Genomic DNA, 17,139 nt, shown 5'->3' with positions numbered 1-17,139 from the left:
CCCGCAAGCTTGGACAGTTGAGCCGCAACGCTCAGCTATGAATTTGCTATGACGAGCCGCGTTGTGGCCGAAGAAGGGGGTACCAACAAATGGATTGGTTCTACTCATTCCCGAATATGAATGACGATACGCTGCGCAATCTGAAAAAGACGATGGATGAGGGCTTCAAGGCTTTCACGCGCAGTTATGGCGACGTCATCGAAACATTCTTTCGGCCGCTGCAATATTTCCTGATCCAGGCCGAAAAGTTCATGACCACGACGCCGTGGCCAATCATGATCGTCCTGATAGCGGGGATTGCATGGCTCGCGAGCCGCAACTGGAAGATCGTCGGCGGCACCATCATCACCCTCCTCCTCATCGGCTATTTCGACATGTGGAGCGACGCGATGAAGACCATCGCGATGATATTTGTCGGCACCGTCGTGTCCATCGTCGTCGGCATTCCCATCGGCATCATCATGGCTCGCTCGGACAGTTTCCAGCGTTTGGTCAATCCGATACTCGATGTGATGCAGACCATGCCGAGTTTCGTCTACCTCATACCCGTCGTCATGCTTCTTGGTATCGGCAAGGTGCCCGGCCTTATCGCGGTCGTCATCTACGCGATCCCGCCAATGATACGCCTGACCAATCTCGGCATCAGGCTCGTCGACAAGGACGTTCTCGAAGCGGCCGACGCCTTCGGCTCCTCCAGTTGGCAGAGGCTGAAAAACGTCCAGATTCCGCTCGCCCTGCCCACGATCATGGCCGGCATCAACCAGACCATCATGATGGCGCTGGCAATGGTGGTCATCGCTTCGATGATCGGCGTGCAGGGACTAGGCCAGCCGGTTCTGCGCTCCGTCAACGGCCAGTTCTTTTCCCTTGGGCTATTCAACGGTCTTGCCATCGTAGGCATTGCCATCATTTTTGACCGCGTCAGTCAGGCCTATGGCAAGCGTCTGCAGAAGCATCAAGAGGTCGTACATGGCTAATCCATCACCACAGCACGCTGGCATCAGGATCAAGAATCTCTACAAGATCTTCGGCCAGCGTCCTTCCGCCCATGTCGAGGCCGTCAAGAACGGCATGACGAAAGCTGAGCTCAATGAGAAGCACGCCCACGTGCTCGGATTGCGTGATATCAACATCGATATGCCAGCCGGTTGTATTCAGGTTGTCATGGGGCTTTCCGGTTCGGGCAAGTCCACGCTGATCCGTCACATCAACCGTTTGATAGACCCAACGGCCGGCGAAGTCATTATCGATGGCGATGATGTCTGCAAGATGAACGAGAATGAATTGCGCCAGTTCCGGCGGCACAAGACCGCCATGGTGTTCCAGAAGTTCGCCCTGCTCCCGCACCGCACGGTGCTGGACAATACGGTCTACGGCCTGGAAATACAGGGATTGTCCCGCACGAAGCAGGAAGAGCAGGCCCGGCGCTGGATCGAACGTGTCGGACTCAAAGGCTTTGAGGACAATTATCCCAACCAGCTTTCCGGCGGCATGCAGCAACGCGTCGGCCTCGCACGAGCGCTGACCAATGACGCGCCGATTCTCCTGATGGACGAGGCCTTTTCGGCGCTCGATCCGCTTATCCGCATGGATATGCAATCGGTCCTGCTGGATCTCCAGAAGGAAATCAAGAAGACGGTCGTCTTCATCACCCACGATCTTGACGAGGCACTGCGCCTCGGCGACCGCATCGCGATCCTTCGTGATGGGGAAATCGTTCAGCAGGGAACAGGACAGGATATCGTCCTTCAGCCCGCCGATGAATATATCTCGAGCTTCGTAAAGGAAGTGAATCGCGGCCGCGTCATCATGGTCGACACGATAGCAACGACCGGTGCCACGCCTCCCGATCTAGGCAGCGTAACGGTCAAGTCCGGTACGATCTTGGAGGATGCCGCCAAGACCATGACCGACGCCAACCAGCAATATGCAACGGTGGTGGACGAGTCCGGCAAGAGCATCGGCGTCATCAGCATGAACAGTCTTATCCAGGCGATGGTGACCCCGATCAGCCATCTCAGCGCAGCCGCGGAATAGCTCGCCGCGTATCCCATTCCGGCCGCCGGCCGGCATCGTCGTCGCACCAAGTTTCGGCAATCGCCATGTCGCTTCCCTCGCGCTGAGCGTCGTTCAGGCCACGCATCTTTTGCGGTCGCTTGGCGATATTGAAAGCCACACCATCAGGTGCGATTGAGGGCATGGCAATGAGCGAATCCGCAACGGGAACCGATAGCGAAAAACAGGCACATGGCAGGCGTGGCGGACGGGCAAGGCCCCGCGATGTCGCAAGCGGCCCATTCGACCAGCCACCCTTCCGCCAGCTTCGCATTCCGATCACGCCGACCAAGATCGTTTCCGACGACGAACTGGAATCGATCCACAATGCTTCCCTGCAGGTCCTGCGGGAAATCGGTGTCGATGTCCTCCACGACGGCGCGCGCGAAATCATGAAGCAAGCCGGCGCCGATATCGTCCCAGGCAGCATGCGCGTGCGTTTCGACCCGGATATGATCCTTGAGCATGTCGGCCATGCGCCTTCTGAATTCACGATGCACGCGCGCAACCCGGCGCATAATGTGCGCTTCGGTGGCAATAATCTCATCTTCGCCCAGATGGGTTCTGCGCCAAATTGCTCCGACACCGACAATGGCAGGCGCTCGGGAAACCAGGCGGACTTTCGCAATTTCCTCAAGCTCGCCCAGATGCATAATATCATCAACATGAGCGGCGGCTATCCCGTCGAGCCCATCGACATCCATCCATCGGTTCGGCACCTCGAATGTATCAGAGACCTTGCCACCCTCACCGACAAGGCATTCCACATCTATTCGCTCGGCAAGGAGCGAAATGAGGATGGAATAGAGATTGCGCGGCTGGCTCGGGGGATAAGCCGCGAACAATTGCAGGACGAACCGTCGTGCTACACCATCATCAATACGAATTCACCGTTGAGGCTCGATATCCCGATGATGGAAGGCATCATCCAGATGTCGGGCAATGGCCAGCTCGTCATCGTCACCCCGTTCACCCTGGCCGGAGCAATGGCCCCGGTTACCATTGCCGGCGCCCTCGTGCAGCAGAATGCCGAGGCATTGGCGGGCATCGCCTTCACGCAGATGGTCAAGAAGGGCGCTCCCGTCGGCTATGGCGGCTTTACCTCCAATGTGGACATGAAATCCGGTTCACCCGCCTTCGGAACACCCGAATATATGAAGGCGCAGCTCATCGGCGGACAATTGGCGAGACGCTATGGCATCCCCTACCGCACCTCGAACGTCTGCGCCGCCAATACGGTTGATGCGCAGGCCGCCTACGAATCGGTGTTTTCCCTGTGGGGCGCCATTCAGGGCGGAGCAAACTTCATGCTCCACTCCGCCGGCTGGCTCGAAGGCGGCCTTTGCTGTTCATACGAGAAGATGATGCTGGATATCGATCTGCTGCAGATGGTAGCCGAATTTCTGACCCCGTTGGATCTGTCGCAGGATGCGCTTGGCGTGGACGCCATGCGGGATGTCGGCCCAGGCGGGCATTTCTTCGGCACTGCCCATACGCAGTCGCGCTACAAGACGGCATTCTATTCGCCCATCATATCCGACTGGCGGAACTACGAGACATGGCAGGAAGCCGGTTCGCCTACAGCCATCCAGCGCGCCAACCGCCTCTGGAAAGAGCGTCTGGCGACCTATACCAAACCCGCAATCGATCCCGCGATCGAAGAAGAGATCGATGCCTTCGTCGCACGGCGCAAGGCGGAAGGCGGCGCGCCGACGGATTTCTGATTGCTTGAATCAATCTGTCAGCCCCCTGATTCATATTCACATCAAAGAGGCCCAAGCGAATGAAATCGCACGTTAAAGCAGTGGTAATCGGTGGCGGAGTAGTCGGATGTTCGGTGCTGTATCATCTCGCCCGCGCCGGCTGGACAGATGTATTGCTGATCGAGAGATCCGAGCTGACCTCCGGTTCCTCCTGGCATGCGGCCGGCGGGTTCCATACACTGAACGGCGACCCGAACGTCGCGAAACTTCAAGCCTATACCGTCAGTCTCTACAAGGAGATCGAAGAATTGTCCGGGCAGTCCTGTGGCCTGCACCTGACCGGCGGCGTCATGATGGCGGATTCGCCCGAACGAATGGATTTTCTCCGCCTCGCCCACGCGCGCGGCCGCTATCTCGGCATGGACACCGAGCTCATTACCCCATCCGAAGCGCGGGCAATGTTCCCGCTCATGGACGAGTCCAATTTCGTCGGCGCCATGTGGGATCCGGTCGAAGGCCACCTCGATCCTTCCGGCACTACCCATGCCTATGCCAAGGCGGCACGCAAGCTCGGCGCCGATATCTCGCTGCGCAATCGCGTGGTGGAACTGACCCAGGACGCCGATGGCACATGGAACGTGGTAACCGAACAGGGAACGGTGAAAGCCGAGCACGTGGTCAATTGCGGTGGGCTCTGGGCTCGCGAGGTCGGGCGTATGGCGGGGCTCGAACTGCCTGTCCTCGCCATGGAACACATGTATCTCCTGACCGAAGACATGCCGGAAGTCATCGAATTCAATGAATCGACCGGTCGCGAGCTCATCGGTGTCATGGACTTCAAGGGCGAGATCTATACGCGCCAGGAGCGGAACGGCGTCCTGCTCGGCACCTATGAGAAAGCGGCAAAGCCATGGTCGCCCGTCAATACCCCTTGGGATTTCGGCCACGAGTTGCTGGCGCCAGACCTGGATCGTATCGCCCCCTCGCTGGAAGTCGGGTTCCGCCATTTCCCCGGCATCGAAAAGGCCGGCATCAAGCAGATCATCAATGGACCCTTCACATTCGCGCCGGACGGCAACCCGCTCGTCGGCCCCGTCCCGGGCCTCACCAATTACTGGACGGCCTGCGCCGTGATGGCCGGATTCAGCCAGGGCGGCGGCGTTGGCCTGGCGCTCTCCAACTGGATGGTTCACGGCGAACCCGGCTTCGACGTATGGGGAATGGACGTCGCCCGTTTCGGCGAGTGGGCAACCCTGCGCTATACGAATGCCAAGGTGCGCGAAAATTACTCCAGACGCTTCTCCATTCGCTTCCCCAATGAGGAACTCCCGGCAGGCAGACCGCAGCAGACCACGCCGCTCTATGACAGGATGATTGCTCAAAACGCCGTCATGGGCGATTCCTGGGGCCTTGAAACGCCGCTCTGGTTCGCACCGGAGGGCACTGAACCGCGCGATATCGTTTCCTACCACCGCTCCAACGATTTCGACCATGTCGGCAATGAAGTACGGGCAACGCGGCGCAGCGTCGGCGTCACCGAAATCGCAAACTTCGCAAAGTATGAGGTGACGGGTCCCGGCGCCGAAGCCTTCCTGTCCCGGTTGATGACGAACACCATGCCGAGGATCGGACGCCTGGTGCTGACACCCATGTTGAACGAGGATGGAAAACTCATCGGCGACTTCACCATTGCCAAGGCAGCAGAGGACCGGTTCGTCATCTGGGGCTCATCCGCCGCCCAGCGTTATCACATGCGCTGGTTCCAGAAGCACCAGCCGCGCGACGGCTCGGTCCGCATCCACCGTTTCGACCAGACCCTGGTCGGACTGAGCATTGCCGGGCCGAAATCGCGTGACCTGCTCGCCAAACTGGTCGACGAGGATGTCTCGGGTGGCCAGTTCCGCTTCATGGACTATCGCGAGATGGCTGTCGGCGGTGCTCCCTGCCGCGTCAACCGGATCTCCTATACCGGCGACCTCGGCTACGAGATCTGGATGGAGCCGGCCTATCAGCGTCTTGTCTATCAGGCGATCAAGGATGCCGGCGCCGAATATGGCATCGTGGACTTCGGCATGCGCGCCCTGCTCTCGATGCGCCTCGAAAAGAACTTTCCGACCTGGTATCGCGAGCTGCGGCCGATTTATGGCCCCTATGAAGGCTCGATGGATCGCTTCGTCAAGCTGGCCAAGAATGATTTCATCGGACGGGAGCCGGCAGCGAGGGAAAAGGCAGAGTTTGACGCCGGAGGTGACAGCAAGCTTCGCCGCGTATCATTCATCGTCGACGTGCCAACCGGACCGGACGCCGCCGATGTGATGGGCGATGAGCCGATCTGGGCCAAGGTTTCCAAGGATTATGGCATCGTTCAGGCCAGCCACGGCGTCGGTGCGCCGCGCTTCGACGGCAGCGGCAAGACTGTCGCGAATATTGGCGACATCGGTGCAGTACAGGGCGAATGGCGCGTGGTCGGCTGGGTTACCTCGGGCGGTTATGCGCATCATGTCGGCCATTCCATGGCCCAGGGCTATGTGCCGAACGAGCTTGCAGGAAACGAAAGCGCCGGGCTCTTCGAGATCGAAATCCTCGGGAAACGACGCCCTGCCCGCATCAATGTCGAACCGCCCTTTGATCCTTCAGGCGAAAAGCTCCGCGGGTAGCTGCAGCGAGGAGATGAAGGGCAAACCCTTTCGCCTCGCAGTCCAGCCTACGGGTGCCAAGGCGCGCGCCGCCGTCGTGAACTTCAATGCAAGATCCCACGATTTGCAGTCGATCGCGGCGATATCGGCGCGATTTTCGGCAACGGCGTCGATCGATCTGCGATGTCCGCCAGTTTCGACAAGTTCGGAGAATATGCCGAACGAAAGCCCGACTGCAGCAAGATCGCGCTCGAGCGCCAGGTAGCCGGACATGGAATCCCGGCTGTTGAAAGCGAGCCGCTTGCCTCGCATTTTCTCGACAGGCAGCATCGTATTGCCGTCCGCAGGCGCACCGGCACGGACGCCGTCGCCGCGGCGCATGACGAGTACGCTGGAATACAAGGCGCCCTGCCCGCCCTCGATACCCGAATAATCGTCCTGGCCAACCACATGGACGTGGTCCCTCAGGCCAAGTTCCATCGGCCCCCAGCAGGTCTGCGCCAACAATAGCGAAGGGTGCTTCCACAGCACCGGAAGATCAAGCTCGTCCGGCGGCAATGTCGCCGGGTCCGGCGCGATAAGCTCGCCATTCTTGCCGATGATACCGCCAGGCACAGGCGGAAGATCCCCGTTGCGGCGCACGAGGTCGCTCGGCGCGTCAAACCCTGCATCGATCAGCCGCTGACGCAGCAAACCCCACTGCGCGTCGACCTCAGCACGGCGTTCCGGCCAATCATACATTGGCAAAGCGGCAATGAATGGCATCATGTAATGGGCTTCAGTCCTTGGGCGGCTCGGCCGGGATGGGCATGGTTGACCCTCCCTGCATGCTTATACCATGGCGCCGCGGCCGGAAAGCGCGTGCGGGAGCGGGATCGCGCCGCAACACCGGATGAACGACCTCGTGCTTCTTGCGGAAAGCATAGGCCTTCAAAATCTCGAGATAGTTGCGGAACACATAGCCGCCATTCATGCGCTGCCATTCCTCCCGCTGCGCCTGATACAGTTTAGGCAGATCATACCATGGCGCCGTCGGCCGTTTATGGTGGACGAAATGAAGATTGTTGTTGAGGAAAAGCAGTGCCAGGGGTGATTTTTCGACGATGATCGTTCGACCATCCGGCCGCTCCGACCATTGGTGCTCGCAATAGGTGCGAATAGCAATGATCGACAATCCCCAATAGGCGGCAGTCAGGCCATAGAGCCACAATGGAATATCGAAGACGAACCACAGGACCGCGACGAGCGGGATCAGGCTCAGACCATGCAATATCCAGGCGTCGCGGGTCTTGCGTTCGCCACCGAGAACCAGTTGCGTCTCGCTGATGGCAAAGCCGATAACCATTAGGGCCGGCCCGATCGTTACCCGTCCGATCAGCGTATTGTTCCAGTTCAGGAGCCGTTTGATGAATGACGGCAATTTCTCCCAATCGCCCAACGCCCGATAATAGCTCTCCGGATCATCATAGGGGTCTGTGAGCCGCTCATCCGCATGATGTTTCAGATGCAGGTACTTATAGCGGCGATACGGGTAGAAAAGCCCAAGCGGCATTGCCACCAGCAACTCGTTGATAGAGCCGTTCCGCGTCGGGTGGCCATGCAGGACTTCGTGCTGCAGTGAGGAGTGCAAGGCGACCGACACTGCCATGAGTGACAGCGCAAGCAGCGGGCTTACGGGATAAAGATAAAGGCCGGAGGCAAACCACAGCCCGTAGCAAACCAAAACAAGGCCGATCGTCGGCCATTCGATGCGCCGCTTGCCGCGGCGAGATGTATGTCTTTCTGATTCCATGACATTTATCGTCTCATTGTCAGCAAGTGTCAGCAATGAGATTTCCGTAACTGAATGTTGATTTTGCGCACCAAACAGCGCATATGTTGTTCAATATAAACATTCGGAGTGCTTGCAGTGGATAAGAGGGATCTGTCCCGGCTCTTCCAGACTCGGGTGAAAATCCTGCTGGAACGAAGCGGAGAGAACCAATCCTCTTTCGCTGCCTCCATAGGAATCGATCGTTCAGCCCTTTCACAGCTGCTTTCCGGCCAATCAACCCGTCTGCCGCGGGTGGAGACCTTGCTGAACATTGCCGAGAAATATGCTGTGTCGCTGGACTGGCTGCTCGGGCTTAGCCATGATGAAGGCATCACCGGCGAGCTTCGCCCGAGCATGGAGCTGGAAGAGGGTCCGGATAATTTCGAACGTACATTGCTGGTGCGGTGGCACGCCGAGGCGACCGGAAGCAAGATTCGCTACGTTCCCGCCCGTATTCCCGATCTTCTGCGTACCCCTGCGGTCATTTCCTATGAGACCTCGATGGTTCCGCGCGACCCGTCAGTCCAGATGCATGAAACTGCGTTTCGGCTGGACTATAACCGCCAGCCCGGAACGGATATGGAAGTCTGCATGCCGGTGCAGACACTCAATGATTTCGCCTCCGGGCACGGCATATGGGCAGATCTGCCGCAAGACGTTCGAATCGAACAGTTGAAGCACATGGCCGGCCTGGTGGACGAGCTCTATCCGTCGTTCCGGCTGTACCTCTTCGACGGGCGCGAGCGCTATTCGGTGCCCTATACGGTTTTCGGGCCCTATAGAGTGGCGCTTTTCGTCGGAGGCATGTACCTCGTGCTCAACACGACCGAGGCTGTTCTGACGATGCAGCGTCATTTTGACGGGCTTATCCGCGTAGCGCGGATAAATGCTCATGAAACAGCGGCCTATATTGCCGGCCTGAACACAGCCTAGAGATCATCGACGCTTAGATTCGCATTGACCGACATATAAAGACTTGCTTATATCATTATCTAAATCCAACGAAGGAATACTCCGCAATGTCCGTTTCCAATCCTCTTGCCGACCTCATTGCAGAAAAAGGGGTGCTGCTCGCCGACGGAGCCACAGGGACCAACCTGTTCGCCGCCGGACTTGAAGCAGGCGAAGCGCCGGAACTGTGGAACGAGTCGCAGCCGGAGAAAATCCTGGCGCTGCATCAGGGCTTCATCGATGCGGGTGCGGACATCATCCTCACCAACTCCTTCGGCGGAACGAGGCATCGCCTCAAGTTGCATCACGCGCAGGACCGTGTTTTTGCCTTGAACAAGGCGGCTGCGGAACTGGCTCGCGAGGTTGCGGACAAGGCCGGCCGCAAGGTCATCGTTGCCGGATCGGTCGGCCCGACGGGCGAACTTCTTGTCCCGCTTGGCGCACTGACCGAAGAAGACGCGGTCGCAGCCTTCATCGAGCAGTTGGAGGGCCTGAAGGCCGGCGGTGTGGATGTTGCCTGGATTGAAACCATGTCTGCGCCCGGCGAGATAAGGGCCGCAGCCGAAGCGGCCGTGAAGGTCGGCCTCCCTTACGTATATACGGGATCGTTCGATACTGCGGGCAAGACGATGATGGGCCTGCATCCAAAAGACATTCACGGCGTCGTGGACGGCCTCGCGGAACGTCCGGTGGCAGTCGGCGCCAATTGCGGCGTCGGAGCGTCGGACATTCTCGCTTCCCTTTTGGATATGAGCGAATCCGACCCATCTGCAACCATCGTCGTGAAGGGAAATTGCGGCATCCCGGAATTTCGTGGTTCCGAGATTTTCTACTCTGGCACGCCGGAACTCATGTCGGATTATGCACGACTGGCGATCGATGGCGGGGCAAGGATCATCGGCGGCTGCTGTGGCACCTCGTTTGAGCACCTCGCTGCAATGCGGAAGGCGCTCGATACACACAAGGCGGCGGCTCGTCCCACCGTGGAGAGCATCGTTGAGGTAATCGGCCCGATGCGCAACAAGCTGGCCGCGCATGGCGACAATCTGCCGAAGCGGGAGCGGCGGCGCAGGGCCTGACGGGTTCGGCGCTCAGCCCGCGAAAGCCCGCATGTGAAACGCCTGCTGTTCCGGAACATATTCATAACCATCGCCGACCGGACAGGCCAACCTGGCAAGACAGCCACCCATCATGCAGGCCTGATGTTTCTGCCGCAGATGATCGCGGCATCTGTCCACCGCGAAATTTGCGCCATCGAAGGCGCTGACGGGACAGGCTGAAAGGCATGGCTTGTCTCGGCAAGTGGCGCAGGGGTGCGCCTGTTTTGTCGCAGGCTCGATGTCGATGGGATCGCGGAAGAGCAAGGCGCCGCGAAACGCATGCCACAGACCGTATACGGGGTGGATCAGCATGCCGAGTGGCGATTGCGAAATGCCCTCCGCCCGCATGGCCCAACGTTGAAAGGGCATGAAGGGCTTGTCGGATGGAAACACCGCGACTGCGGAATGGTCTGCTGCAATACGGCCCAGAACTTCCTTGGACCAATTGTCCAGCGGATCCGCTTCATGGGAATGGGCAAGGTGCCACCGCCGGAAGCTCGGCCAGATGGAAGAGCCGAAATGGCCAACCATCAGAACGGATCTCACAGGCCCTGCTCGATGACGTGGTGCATCGATATCGCCCTCTTCCAGGACGAACCCGCCACGCACCGACAGGCCAAACTCCTCGAGCCGTGATGTCAATCCGCCGATATCTGGACCACCATCCGGCATGGTCTACCCCTTGACGGCAGTTGCCCACACGTCCTTGTGGATCAGATCGGCCACTTTAGCCCGGCCGTCTTCGGGCTTCTTTCACGTGAATGCGTCGGGCATCGAAGCCTTCTTCTTGGCGATGAACTCCTTCAGGGATTCGTCGATCGCGGGGTCCAGATAGGGCGCCTCATAGGTTTCCAGCCAGCGGCGCGCGAGCTCGTTGGCTCGTTGATCCGCGCGCTTCTCCCCTTCGGCCAGCCATTGTTCGTAGGAGTTGTTGTCGGCCATCGTCGAGCGATAGAACGCGGTCTGGAAATTTGCCTGCGTATGGTCGCAGCCGAGATAGTGGCTACCGGGGCCAACCTGGCGGATTGCATCCATGGCCTGACCGTTTTCCGACAGGTCCACACCTTCCGAGAGCCTTTGGGCCATGCCAAGCTGGTCGATATCCATCATGAACTTCTCATAGGACGACACCAGCCCGCCTTCGAGCCAGCCCGCCGCATGCAGGACGAAGTTCGTGCCTGCAAGCAATGTCGAGTTCAGCGTATTGGCGCTTTCATAGGCAGCCTGGGCATCGGAGACCTTGGAGGCGCAGAGCGACCCGCCTGTACGGAACGGCAGCCCCAGACGGCGCGCGAGCTGCGCAGCGCCATAGGATACGAGAGAAGGCTCGGGCGTGCCGAAGGTCGGGGCGCCCGACTGCATCGATATGGACGAGGCAAAGGTGCCGAAGATAACGGGGGCGCCGGGACGCACCAGCTGGGTGAACGAAGCGCCCGCCAGAACTTCGGCGAGAACCTGTGTCAGCGTCCCGGCCACCGTGACCGGGCTCATTGCGCCGGCGAGAATGAACGGCGTGACAATGCAAGCCTGATTGTTGCGCGCATAGACCTTCAATGCGCCCAGCATGGTTTCGTCGAAAACCATAGGCGAATTTGCATTGATCAGGCTGGTGAGCACGGTGTTCCGGTCAAGGAAATCCTCGCCGAACACCATTTTGCACATCTCGATGGTATCTTCTGCGCGCTCGGGCGCAGTCACCGAGCCCATGAAGGGCTTGTCGGAGTATTTGATGTGCGCATAGATCATGTCCAGATGGCGCTTGTTGACCGGCACGTCGACGGGCTCGCAAACCGTGCCGCCGGAATGATGGATCGAAGGCGCCATATAGGCCAGCTTCACGAAATTCTGGAAATCGGCAATCGTCGCATAGCGCCTGTTGCCATCGAGATCCCGGACGAAGGGCGGGCCGTAGACAGGTGCGAACACAGTGGCATCGCCGCCAATCTGGACCGAACGTTCCGGATTTCGCGCGTGCTGCGTATAGATGGACGGCGCGGTCTTCAACAAGGAACGCGGCAGGCCTTTCGGGAAGTGAACCCGCTCGCCCTTCACGTCGGCGCCCGCTTCCTTCCAGAGCGACAACGCCTCGGCATCGTCGCGGAACTCGATGCCGATCTCTTCCAGCACAGTATCCGCATTGGCTTCGATCAGTGCCAGCCCCTCTTCATCGAGGACATCATAGGTGTGAATCTTCCGCCGGATATAGGTCAGCGATTTGCCGGGGCCGCCGCCCGATCGGGCCGCACGGCGGGCAGCCGCGCCTCCACCGCTTCCCCTGCCGCGACGTCCACTGCCTGCCTCCGCCTCTGCGGGAACATCGATTGGCATTTCCTCGGTCATTAGATTTCTCCGGGCGCATGGCGCCGATAGTTTGATAATGGGCAAATCCTAGCCTTCATACCCGCAATAGCAATTCCGTGTGCGGCACATGATGGCGCATCGGGGACAAATGGCCAGTCGTTTTCGTCATTTACTAGGTCGCATTTAAGCAATGTGTTTTCAGCAACTTGCCCGATATGATAGGGAAACGCCAGAACCGGGTCTCAACGGTGCACAAGTCTGAAAGGAAGCATTTAAATGGCCGATGATGAAATCATTCTTTCGGAGCTTTCCGACGATGAACTCGTCGAGCAGATGCATGACGACCTCTATGACGGCCTGAAGGAAGAAATCGAAGAAGGCACCAATATTCTTCTGGAGCGGGGCTGGGAGCCCTATCGGGTCTTGACCGAAGCTCTGGTCGAAGGCATGCGCATCGTCGGTGAGGATTTCCGCGACGGCATTCTTTTCGTTCCGGAAGTTCTGCTGTCGGCCAATGCCATGAAGGCCGGCATGTCGATATTGCGGCCGCTTCTTGCCGCGACAGGCGCGCCCAAGCAGGGCAAGTTGGTAATCGGCACCGTCAAGGGCGACATCCACGACATCGGCAAGAACCTGGTTGGAATGATGATGGAAGGCGCGGGTTTCGACGTCATCGATCTCGGCATCAACAACCCGGTCGAGAACTATCTGGCCGCCATCGAAGAGCACCAGCCCGATATTCTCGGCATGTCGGCCCTGCTGACGACGACGATGCCTTATATGAAGGTCGTCATCGACACGATGAAGGAAAAAGGCATCCGTGACGATTATGTCGTTCTCGTCGGCGGCGCACCGCTCAACGAAGAATTCGGCAAGGCTGTCGGTGCCGATGCCTATTGCCGCGATGCGGCGGTGGCTGTGGAGACAGCCAAATCATATATGAAGCGCAAGCACAATCAGCTCTAGACGCACAAAATTGAATGGCCGCCGGAGCGGCCATTCAATCGATGGATTGACCCGGTCCTATTCCGCCGAATTGGCGACGCGTTGGCCGGCATTCTGGGTCGCATTCACAGTGTTGGCTGCATCAGCCCCCACACCCCGTATGGTATTTGCACAGCCCGCCAGCGCAATGACTGCGACAACTGCGGCAATTGGAGCAATGCGAGATAGTTTCATGGACTGGGTCTCCCGTTGTGTTAAACTGAATTCAACGTTCGCATAACGCGATGGAGCATTATCGGTTCCATGAATGTTAGCCGCAAGAACAATATTTCGCCCAGCACCGTCAGAGTCATCGCCTGTGGCATGATTGCACGCGAGGTGCTGGCAATTCGCGAATCTCTCGGGCTGGACCATGTGCAGCTTACGTGCCTGCCCGCCGACTTCCATCACCATCCCGATAAAATCCCCGCAGCGGTCGACAGGGCAATCTCCGAGGCCCGCACCGAAGGCATCGACCATGTTTTCGTCGGCTATGCCGATTGCGGCACCGGCGGCCTGCTGGACGAAGTCTGCAAGCGCCACGGCGTGGAGCGCATTGCCGGCCCGCATTGCTTTTCGTTCTATACCGGCAATGCCAAATTCGCCGAGCAATGGGAGGATGACATGACATCATTCTTCATGACCGACTTTCTTGCCCGCCATTTTGAAACCTTCATGGTCAAACCCTTGGGATTGGACCGGCATCCTGAATTGCGGGACATGTATTTCGGGCATTACAAAAAGATGATCTACATGGCGCAGACGGACGACCCGGAGCTCGATCTGAAGGCGGAGCTGGCGGCACAGTTTCTCGGTCTCGCCTATGAACGCCGCTTCACCGGTTATGGCGATCTTCCGTCCGCGCTCGCGAAGGCCGCTTCCGTCCCTTCGTGATCAATCATTGCAGCTCTCTCACAAGGATATGGATCGATGCTTCGTGTCACTTTGATCGTGTCGGCAATGCTTCTTGCCGTGTTACCGGCGAAGGCTGACGGCACCATCCTTAAAATCATCACGCGCCAGGATTCCGAGCGCCTGGCCGGATACGAAACGACCAGGAAACAGGCCCTCGAGGAAGCGCGGCGTGGCTCGGCGCAGGATGTAGCGATTCTGGACGGGATAATCGCCCGACCGGATCTGCCATTTGGCAGCTTCGGCATGACCGGCGACTGGAAGTGCCGGACGCTGAAACTCGGCGGTAATCTGCCGCTGGTTGTCTATGGCTGGTTCAAATGCCGCGTCACCGACGATGGGTCTGGCTGGCAATTGGAGAAACTCACCGGCTCGCAACGAACAAAAGGGCGTTTCTATACCGACGGCGACAATCGCCTCACCTATCTCGGATCAGGCTATATAGCGGGAGAAGCCACCCTGCCCTATGGAAGCGGCGCCGAAACCGACGAAGTCGGCTATGCCTACCGAACCTCCGACGACGCCTTTCGCATCGAGTTTCCCGCGCCCGCCAAAGAGTCCCGATTCAATATATTGGAGCTCGCTCGATAGAAATTCGTCATTGCAATGTCATCATACCCGCGCCATATGCGTCGAAACGCTTGACGAAGATGAGGCTATGACCGCGACAGATGCAGGTGATGATTTGATGTCGGAAGACAAGAAAACCGATGCAATGGCGGACAATGATCCGCGCCCCTTGTCCCAGGTGTTTCAAGATCTTTCGCTATCGGCAACAAGACCCGTATCGTTTACCGAACTCGAAGATGCGTTCACCGATCGGAGCTTCGCCGCCCTTCTGACGTTCTTTGCCATATTGAACCTCATTCCACTGCCGCCGGGCACCGGGATGATCACAGGTATCCCGTTGGTACTTGTATCGGTGCAGATGGTCATGGGACGTGATTCCGTATGGCTGCCCGCTTTCCTGCGCACCAAATCCATATCGCCGGACCGCTTCCGGCAGATGTCCGACAAGGTCGTCCCTCGCCTGCAATGGCTCGAGCGGTTCATCAAGCCAAGAAACTGGCCGTTCGGGCGAAGACAGGGCGATCGCTGGCTCGGCGCCTTCACCACGATACTCGGAATGTCCGTCGTGCTGCCGATGCCGCTTTCGAACTGGCTGCCGGCCTTTGCCACGGCCATTATCGGCATAGCTCTTTGCGAGCGGGACGGCAGGCTGCTCTTCGGTGGGCTGGTCATCGGCGTCGTATCGATCGCTATTGTCGCCGGTTTCGCCTTCATCGCGGCGAGTGTCCTGACCTATCTCGCCAGCTTCTGGCCCTTCTAGGCAGATCGTCACTTTCCGAAGGCCATATCCGGCTGGTTGCGGCGTCGCAAAAACACCATCTGGCAACGTCGCATTTGAGTGCACGCGCGTCGTGCCATAGCTAGCTTGAGCCTTATTTTTCCGGCAAAACGGTCCCTGTCGGAGGATGTGGTGCATGGCTGATCTCATTGTCGTTTATTGGCGGGATATTCCGGCACAAGTCACTGTCAAGAAGGGTCGGCAATCAGCAAAGCGAGAGCTTCCGCTGCGCTTCACCGAAGCTATCGACATGTGTGCGATGCGCATCGGCGCAAAGGATTCCGACGCATATCTGGCCGAATGGCGCCGTGGAGCGCCAGTTGCGGTCAGTGACGATCTTGAAGCAGAAGCGGATAATGCGCTGGCTCGCATCGATCAGGAGTATGACCGGCAGCGCTTGGTAGCCCTCGTACAGGCAGGTGGACATGACAATTCATGAATTGAAAGCGAAGCCAATGAGCAAAATCGCAGCATCTATCGAAGTCGCGGCGCGTCAGGCAATTGAATCGCAAGATCTGCCCGGCCTCTTCCCGGTCGGAACGCGGGTCTACATCACCGACATGGGCACCGACAGCGTCGACACGCTCACTGCTGCGGCGAGGAGAATTCATGATCTCGGCTACAAGCCCGTCCCGCACTTTGCGTCGCGGCGCCTTTCCAGCCGCACCGCGCTGGAAACACGCATCCGCCGCGCTGCCGAGGAGGCAGGCGTTACCGATGTGCTGGTCATAGGCGGTGGTCTGGAGCGTCAGGCCGGAGAATTCTCTTCGACCATGGAAGTGCTCGAAACCGGCTTCTTCGACAAATATGGCATCAAGGAAATGGGCGTGGCCGGCCATCCGGAAGGCAGTCCGGAATTTTCGGACGCGGTGGCATTGCAGGCCCTGCGGTTGAAGAAGAGTTTTGGCGAACGCACCGGAGCCAAGCTTCGTATCGTCACCCAGTTCGGCTTCGATGCCGAACGCTTCATCAATTATGCGGAATCGCTGCGCGAACATGGCATCGACCTGCCGGTGCATCTCGGCGTCGCCGGACCGGCAAAGATCACGACGCTGATAAAATATGCCGCCATGTGCGGCGTCGGCAATTCCATCAGCTTCCTGAAAAAGAATGCCCTCTCCCTGACTGCTCTCGCCACCAGCCATTCGCCAGAGGGCGTGGTGGGGCCGATTGAGCAACATGTGCTCGCGACGGCGGGTTCCGCCATCAAGCAGATCCATATATTCCCCTTTGGTGGCTTGAAGAAATCGTCCGAATGGCTTGTCGATCGGGGTAGCTGGAATCTGGCACCTTCGCATTTCACCGCCGCAAACGCCGCTGCCAACTGAGGTAATTT

17 protein-coding genes are annotated in these 17,139 nt (G+C 58.6%); 12 read left to right on the top strand and 5 right to left on the bottom strand.

Annotation, left to right across the window (positions count from 1 at the left end; genetic code table 11):
• Nucleotides 1–89 precede the first annotated feature (89 nt).
• From OSJ75_RS01710 to OSJ75_RS01695, 4 genes are all read left to right on the top strand, one after another.
• Nucleotides 90–977, top strand: coding sequence for an ABC transporter permease (locus OSJ75_RS01710; protein WP_250013438.1), 888 nt, complete (start codon nucleotides 90–92; stop codon nucleotides 975–977).
• Nucleotides 970–2,037, top strand: a complete 1,068-nt coding sequence (locus OSJ75_RS01705; RefSeq protein ID WP_250013435.1) for a quaternary amine ABC transporter ATP-binding protein — start codon at nucleotides 970–972, stop codon at nucleotides 2,035–2,037. Before OSJ75_RS01710 ends, OSJ75_RS01705 begins: the two co-directional genes overlap by 8 nt.
• Before the next feature lie 167 nt (nucleotides 2,038–2,204).
• Complete coding sequence (locus OSJ75_RS01700) at nucleotides 2,205–3,779, top strand: trimethylamine methyltransferase family protein (protein WP_267226482.1); 1,575 nt, start codon at nucleotides 2,205–2,207, stop codon at nucleotides 3,777–3,779.
• Between the two features lie 59 nt (nucleotides 3,780–3,838).
• Entirely contained in the window at nucleotides 3,839–6,415 is a 2,577-nt protein-coding gene (locus OSJ75_RS01695) for a GcvT family protein (RefSeq protein WP_267226480.1), read from the top strand.
• Here the strand turns inward: OSJ75_RS01695 and OSJ75_RS01690 are convergent.
• Nucleotides 6,392–7,162 carry a phosphate/phosphite/phosphonate ABC transporter substrate-binding protein gene (locus tag OSJ75_RS01690; protein WP_267226478.1) on the bottom strand — a complete coding sequence of 257 codons (771 nt, stop codon included), beginning with the start codon at nucleotides 7,160–7,162 and terminating at the stop codon, nucleotides 6,392–6,394. The two genes, OSJ75_RS01695 and OSJ75_RS01690, sit on opposite strands and share 24 nt — an antisense overlap.
• Before the next feature lie 10 nt (nucleotides 7,163–7,172).
• The gene (locus tag OSJ75_RS01685; protein ID WP_250013425.1) at nucleotides 7,173–8,186 is read right to left on the bottom strand and encodes a fatty acid desaturase; all 1,014 of its coding nucleotides are present in this window, start codon (nucleotides 8,184–8,186) and stop codon (nucleotides 7,173–7,175) included.
• A gap of 117 nt (nucleotides 8,187–8,303) precedes the next feature.
• On the opposite strand from OSJ75_RS01685, the gene OSJ75_RS01680 reads away from it, so the two are divergent.
• Together OSJ75_RS01680 and bmt are read left to right on the top strand one after the other, a co-directional pair.
• Entirely contained in the window at nucleotides 8,304–9,140 is an 837-nt protein-coding gene (locus OSJ75_RS01680; protein WP_250013423.1) for a helix-turn-helix domain-containing protein, read from the top strand.
• A gap of 86 nt (nucleotides 9,141–9,226) precedes the next feature.
• Nucleotides 9,227–10,237, top strand: coding sequence for a betaine--homocysteine S-methyltransferase (gene bmt / locus OSJ75_RS01675; protein ID WP_267226475.1), 1,011 nt, complete (start codon nucleotides 9,227–9,229; stop codon nucleotides 10,235–10,237).
• A gap of 12 nt (nucleotides 10,238–10,249) precedes the next feature.
• Here the strand turns inward: bmt and OSJ75_RS01670 are convergent, their stop codons facing one another.
• Together OSJ75_RS01670 and OSJ75_RS01665 are read right to left on the bottom strand one after the other, a co-directional pair.
• Complete coding sequence (locus tag OSJ75_RS01670; protein WP_267226472.1) at nucleotides 10,250–10,930, bottom strand: hypothetical protein; 681 nt, start codon at nucleotides 10,928–10,930, stop codon at nucleotides 10,250–10,252.
• 81 nt (nucleotides 10,931–11,011) lie between these two features.
• A complete protein-coding gene (locus OSJ75_RS01665; RefSeq protein WP_371929506.1) occupies nucleotides 11,012–12,586 on the bottom strand; it encodes a trimethylamine methyltransferase family protein in 1,575 nt (524 codons plus the stop codon).
• A gap of 249 nt (nucleotides 12,587–12,835) precedes the next feature.
• Between OSJ75_RS01665 and OSJ75_RS01660 the strand changes: the two genes are divergently transcribed.
• Nucleotides 12,836–13,525: a corrinoid protein gene (locus tag OSJ75_RS01660; protein ID WP_250013414.1), complete on the top strand. Its 690-nt coding sequence runs from the start codon at nucleotides 12,836–12,838 to the stop codon at nucleotides 13,523–13,525.
• A 57-nt stretch (nucleotides 13,526–13,582) separates the two neighbouring features.
• On the opposite strand, the gene OSJ75_RS01655 is transcribed toward OSJ75_RS01660, so the two are convergent.
• Nucleotides 13,583–13,738, bottom strand: a complete 156-nt coding sequence (locus tag OSJ75_RS01655; RefSeq protein ID WP_250013411.1) for an entericidin — start codon at nucleotides 13,736–13,738, stop codon at nucleotides 13,583–13,585.
• Nucleotides 13,739–13,807: 69 nt separating this feature from the next.
• Between OSJ75_RS01655 and OSJ75_RS01650 the strand changes: the two genes are divergently transcribed.
• The 5 genes from OSJ75_RS01650 to OSJ75_RS01630 all read left to right on the top strand — a co-directional run bounded on the left by OSJ75_RS01650 (nucleotide 13,808) and on the right by OSJ75_RS01630 (nucleotide 17,131).
• Entirely contained in the window at nucleotides 13,808–14,437 is a 630-nt protein-coding gene (locus tag OSJ75_RS01650; protein WP_267226468.1) for a DUF1638 domain-containing protein, read from the top strand.
• A gap of 36 nt (nucleotides 14,438–14,473) precedes the next feature.
• Nucleotides 14,474–15,046, top strand: a complete 573-nt coding sequence (locus OSJ75_RS01645; RefSeq protein WP_267226465.1) for a DUF4893 domain-containing protein — start codon at nucleotides 14,474–14,476, stop codon at nucleotides 15,044–15,046.
• Between the two features lie 67 nt (nucleotides 15,047–15,113).
• Entirely contained in the window at nucleotides 15,114–15,785 is a 672-nt protein-coding gene (locus OSJ75_RS01640; protein WP_250013405.1) for an exopolysaccharide biosynthesis protein, read from the top strand.
• A 154-nt stretch (nucleotides 15,786–15,939) separates the two neighbouring features.
• Nucleotides 15,940–16,242, top strand: coding sequence for a virulence factor (locus tag OSJ75_RS01635; RefSeq protein ID WP_250013404.1), 303 nt, complete (start codon nucleotides 15,940–15,942; stop codon nucleotides 16,240–16,242).
• Between the two features lie 16 nt (nucleotides 16,243–16,258).
• Nucleotides 16,259–17,131, top strand: a complete 873-nt coding sequence (locus tag OSJ75_RS01630) for a methylenetetrahydrofolate reductase (RefSeq protein ID WP_267226460.1) — start codon at nucleotides 16,259–16,261, stop codon at nucleotides 17,129–17,131.
• Nucleotides 17,132–17,139 lie beyond the last annotated feature (8 nt).

This window comes from Phyllobacterium sp. 0TCS1.6A, from assembly GCF_026420825.1.
Classification (GTDB): domain Bacteria; phylum Pseudomonadota; class Alphaproteobacteria; order Rhizobiales; family Rhizobiaceae; genus Phyllobacterium.
The sequence above is the reverse complement of the archived record's forward strand: the minus strand, read 5'-3'. Positions and strand labels throughout refer to the sequence as shown.

Excerpts from the sequence above, each read along its gene's own strand:
- bmt (WP_267226475.1), top strand. The coding sequence starts at position 9,227 with ATGTCCGTTTCCAATCCTCTTGCCGACCTCATTGCAGAAAAAGGGGTG.
- OSJ75_RS01705 (WP_250013435.1), top strand. The coding sequence starts at position 970 with ATGGCTAATCCATCACCACAGCACGCTGGCATCAGGATCAAGAATCTC.
- OSJ75_RS01645 (WP_267226465.1), top strand. The coding sequence starts at position 14,474 with ATGCTTCGTGTCACTTTGATCGTGTCGGCAATGCTTCTTGCCGTGTTA.
- OSJ75_RS01690 (WP_267226478.1), bottom strand. The coding sequence starts at position 7,162 with ATGATGCCATTCATTGCCGCTTTGCCAATGTATGATTGGCCGGAACGC.
- OSJ75_RS01700 (WP_267226482.1), top strand. The coding sequence starts at position 2,205 with ATGAGCGAATCCGCAACGGGAACCGATAGCGAAAAACAGGCACATGGC.
- OSJ75_RS01665 (WP_371929506.1), bottom strand. The coding sequence starts at position 12,586 with ATGCCAATCGATGTTCCCGCAGAGGCGGAGGCAGGCAGTGGACGTCGC.
- OSJ75_RS01630 (WP_267226460.1), top strand. The coding sequence starts at position 16,259 with ATGAGCAAAATCGCAGCATCTATCGAAGTCGCGGCGCGTCAGGCAATT.
- OSJ75_RS01635 (WP_250013404.1), top strand. The coding sequence starts at position 15,940 with ATGGCTGATCTCATTGTCGTTTATTGGCGGGATATTCCGGCACAAGTC.
- OSJ75_RS01710 (WP_250013438.1), top strand. The coding sequence starts at position 90 with ATGGATTGGTTCTACTCATTCCCGAATATGAATGACGATACGCTGCGC.
- OSJ75_RS01685 (WP_250013425.1), bottom strand. The coding sequence starts at position 8,186 with ATGGAATCAGAAAGACATACATCTCGCCGCGGCAAGCGGCGCATCGAA.
- OSJ75_RS01695 (WP_267226480.1), top strand. The coding sequence starts at position 3,839 with ATGAAATCGCACGTTAAAGCAGTGGTAATCGGTGGCGGAGTAGTCGGA.
- OSJ75_RS01660 (WP_250013414.1), top strand. The coding sequence starts at position 12,836 with ATGGCCGATGATGAAATCATTCTTTCGGAGCTTTCCGACGATGAACTC.
- OSJ75_RS01640 (WP_250013405.1), top strand. The coding sequence starts at position 15,114 with ATGACCGCGACAGATGCAGGTGATGATTTGATGTCGGAAGACAAGAAA.
- OSJ75_RS01650 (WP_267226468.1), top strand. The coding sequence starts at position 13,808 with ATGAATGTTAGCCGCAAGAACAATATTTCGCCCAGCACCGTCAGAGTC.
- OSJ75_RS01670 (WP_267226472.1), bottom strand. The coding sequence starts at position 10,930 with ATGCCGGATGGTGGTCCAGATATCGGCGGATTGACATCACGGCTCGAG.
- OSJ75_RS01655 (WP_250013411.1), bottom strand. The coding sequence starts at position 13,738 with ATGAAACTATCTCGCATTGCTCCAATTGCCGCAGTTGTCGCAGTCATT.